This is a genomic window from Streptomyces flavofungini, from assembly GCF_041028215.1.
Taxonomy (GTDB): domain Bacteria; phylum Actinomycetota; class Actinomycetes; order Streptomycetales; family Streptomycetaceae; genus Streptomyces; species Streptomyces flavofungini_B.
Window position 1 is genome coordinate 1 of record NZ_JASKYR010000838.1, and the last position, 3,477, is coordinate 3,477.

Consider the following 3,477-nt stretch of genomic DNA (forward strand, 5'->3'; position numbering starts at 1 on the left):
ATGCGTCCGGCGGCGCCCCGGCCSGYSCCCGCGCCGTACGAGGACCCGTACAACCGCCCCTATCGGGGGTACTGAGCGGCCGCGGGCATCCCTGTCAGTGGCTGCTGGCAGGATGTCCGCATGTCGAATCCAGCCTTGCGGTCGATCCATGTCCACCCGCTGAAGGCGGCCCAGGGACACGCGTCGCGTGAGGCCGTCGTGGAGCCCTGGGGGCTCGCGGGGGACCACCGCTGGATGCTGGTCGACGGTGACGGACGGTTCGTCTCCCAGCGGCCCCATCCACGCATGGCGATGGTCGCCGCCGAGGCGCTGCCCGGCGGCGGCATCCGCGTGTCCGCGCCCGGCCGCAGGACGCTCACGGCGGCGGTGCCGCCGCCGCGCGCGACGATTCCGGTGGAGGTCGGAAGGGACGAGGTCCGCGCGGTGCCCGCCGACGCCGCGGCCCACGCCTGGTTCAGCGCCCACCTCGGCATGGACGTGCGCCTCGTCCACCTCGACTCCCCCGCCACCCGCCGCCCGATCGATCCGGCGTATGGACGGCAGGAGGAGACCGTCAGCTTCGCGGACGGCTATCCGCTGCTGCTCACCGCCTCGTCCTCGCTCGACGCCCTCAATTCGCTGATCGCCCAGGGTGATCACGCCGACGAGGGACCGCTGCCGATGAACCGCTTCCGGCCCAATGTCGTCGTGGACGGCACCCCGCCCTGGGCCGAGGACGACTGGAAGCGCGTCGCCATCGGCGGTGTCGTCTTCCGGGTGGCGAAGAAGTGCGGACGCTGTGTCGTGACGACCACCGACCAGAACACCGGAGAGCGCGGGAAAGAGCCGCTGCGCACCCTCGCCCGCCACCGCCGCTTCGGCGACCAGCTCGTCTTCGGGCAGAATCTGGTGCCGGAATCGACCGGGCGGATCCGGACCGGAGACGCGTTCGAAATTCTCGAATGACCGCCGCCCGGATGGGGAACTCGGCGACGGGGCACGGACGTTGAAGCACTCGGCGGGATGAGGTCACTCTCTTCGCTCCCGCCGCCCGCGCGTAAGCCGTGCCGTCGCTGGAAATGACGGACGCGTAAGGGGGTGCAGGGCTGTGCGAGCAATCGTCGGACTCTGGCGCTGGCGGCACAATCCGCTGCGCCGCGGGACCGACCTCCTTGAGGCCTGGGTGGCCCTCGCCGCCCTGGCGCTGATCGTGGTCGCCGTCCCGGTCACCGGGGTGATCGCCACCCAGCTCACGCGGGACACCCTCCTCGCCTCGGTCCGCGAGCAGCGCGAGGCCCGGCACGCCGTCGTCGGCACCGTCCTGCGCAAGGTCTCCGCTCCCCCGCTCGACTCCGACCCCGAGACCTCATCGGCCCGCGACTCCCACAGCCGGGTGCTCGCACGCTGGACGGGACCCGACGGCGCCGACCGCCAGGGCGTCGTCGCCGCCGACCTCAGGACCCCGCACCCCGGCGATCACTTCAAGCTCTGGACCGACGAGCGCGGCCGGGTGGTCGGCCGCCCGCTGGACACCGCGACCGCGACCACGCACGCGGTGCTCGCCGGATTCGGCGCCGCCACGGCGGGCGCCGCGCTCATAGAGGGCACCCGCAGGATCGTCCTGTGGCGCATGGTGCGGGGGCGTTATGCCCGATGGGACCGGGCCTGGGACAGGGCGGGACCCGACTGGGGCAGGACCGGCACCGGCTCCTGACCGGCTCCCCGGCGGCCCGTGCAGGTGAGAGCCTGGCGTTCGGGTCAACTCGCCCAGCCCGCGCGCGCTACGGTGGAGCGGCCGCACTCTCCGGCTCCCCGGCGAGTCGGGACGGCACATCATCGGCACGGCACGATCGACGCGGAATCGCGCGTACGACGAGGCGGGGGCAGAGCAACTCCATGGCACAGGGCACGGTCCAGGTGACGCACACCGGCACGTCGCGGTGGCGGCGCCGCACCGGCGAATACGCCTCGCTCGCCGCTGCCTTGGAGGCCGCGGGCGACGGGGACATACTGACCGTCGCCGCGGGCACCTACCGCGAGAACCTCGTGGTCCAGCGCGCGGTGACCCTGCGCGGTCCCGAGAGCGCCCCCGGTTCCGTGCGCATCGCGCCGCCCGACGGAGTGCCGCTCACGGTCCGCGCCTCGGCGATCGTGCAGGACCTGCACATCGAGGGCCAGGACTCGTCCGCGCCCGCCCTGCTCGTCGAGGACGGCGCCCCCGAGCTGACCGGCATCCGCGTCGTCACCCGCTCCGCCGCCGGTATCGAGGTGCGCGGCGGCGCCCGCCCGACGGCCCGCCGCTGCACGGTCGACAACCCCGGCGGCATCGGCGTCGCCGTGCTCGAAGGCGGCGGCGGTGTCTTCGAGGAGTGCGAGATAGTCGCGGCCGGCCAGTCCGGCGTGGCGGTGCGCGGCGGCGGCCATCCGCGCCTTGAGCGCTGCCGGGTGCACCACGCCTCGGGCAACGGGTTCTCGGTCACCGGCGAGGGCTCCGGCCTGGAGGCGATCGGCTGCGAGGTGTACGAGGTCAAGGGCTCCGGCGTGCAGGTGACCGCGCGGGCCGCGGCGCATCTGACCGACTGCGACGTGCACCGCACCACGTCCGACGGCGTCACGCTCGACACGGACGCCGTGCTGACCCTCGCCGACTGCCGCATCCACGACATCCCGGAGAACGCGGTCGACCTGCGCTCGCGCTCGGTGCTGACGCTGACCCGCTCCACGGTGAGCCGGTTCGGGCGCAACGGCCTCTCGGTGTGGGACCCCGGCACACGCGTGGACGCCAACCAGTGCGAGATCCACGACAGTACGGGCGACTATCCGGCGGTCTGGGTCAGCGACGGCGCCACCGCCGTCCTGGAGTCCTGCCGGGTGCACGACGTGCCGGACGCGCTGTTCGTCCTGGACCGCGGCTCCCGCGCGGACGTGGTCGACAGCGACATCGGCCAGGTGCGCAACACCGCGGTGTCGGTGAGCGACGGCGCGACCGCCGAGCTCGACGACTGCCGCATCCGGGAGGCCGCGACGGGGGCGTGGTTCCGCGACCACGGCAGCGGCGGCACCCTGGCGAACTGCACGGTCGACGGCGTCCAGACCGGCGTGATCATCACCAAGGGCGCCGACCCCACCGTCGAGCGCTGCACCGTCACCTCGCCCGCCGAGGCCGGTTTCTACGTATCGGCGGGCGGCCGGGGCACGCTCCAGGGCTGCCGGGTCAGCGGCAGCGGGGGCTATGGCTTCCACGTCATCGACGGCTGCCGTACGACGCTGCGCAAGTGCCGCACGGAGCGGTGCGCGCGCGGCGGCTTCGAGTTCGCCGAGGAGGGCCCGCTCGTCGAGGACTGCGCGAGCGACGAGAGCGGCGGGCTGCGGGCGCCGACGGCCACCGCGGCGGCCCGGGAGACGCCCGCCGTGCAGACGGCGACGCAGACCGCGGGGGGGGGGGGGGGGGGGGGGGGGGGGCAGGGCTGCCGGGTCAGCGGCAGCGGGGGCTATGGC

General features: G+C 74.1%; 4 protein-coding genes. All 4 read left to right on the forward strand.

The window, feature by feature from the left end; translation table 11 throughout:
* Window positions 1-75 carry a DUF6643 family protein gene (locus AB8Z36_RS35280; RefSeq protein ID WP_369217474.1) on the forward strand — a complete coding sequence of 25 codons (75 nt, stop codon included), beginning with the start codon at window positions 1-3 and terminating at the stop codon, window positions 73-75.
* Window positions 76-120: 45 nt separating this feature from the next.
* Window positions 121-945, forward strand: coding sequence for an MOSC domain-containing protein (locus tag AB8Z36_RS35285; RefSeq protein ID WP_369217471.1), 825 nt, complete (start codon window positions 121-123; stop codon window positions 943-945).
* 142 nt (window positions 946-1,087) lie between these two features.
* On the forward strand, window positions 1,088-1,693 hold the full coding sequence (locus AB8Z36_RS35290; protein ID WP_369217472.1) for an Rv1733c family protein: 606 nt from the start codon (window positions 1,088-1,090) through the stop codon (window positions 1,691-1,693).
* Between the two features lie 182 nt (window positions 1,694-1,875).
* Window positions 1,876-3,477, forward strand: a 1,602-nt coding sequence (locus AB8Z36_RS35295) for a right-handed parallel beta-helix repeat-containing protein (RefSeq protein WP_369217473.1), incomplete at its 3' end; no start/stop codon positions are given.

Bases quoted from the DNA above. Each gene is read 5' to 3' on its own strand.
- AB8Z36_RS35285 (WP_369217471.1), top strand. From the start codon at position 121: ATGTCGAATCCAGCCTTGCGGTCGATCCATGTCCACCCGCTGAAGGCG.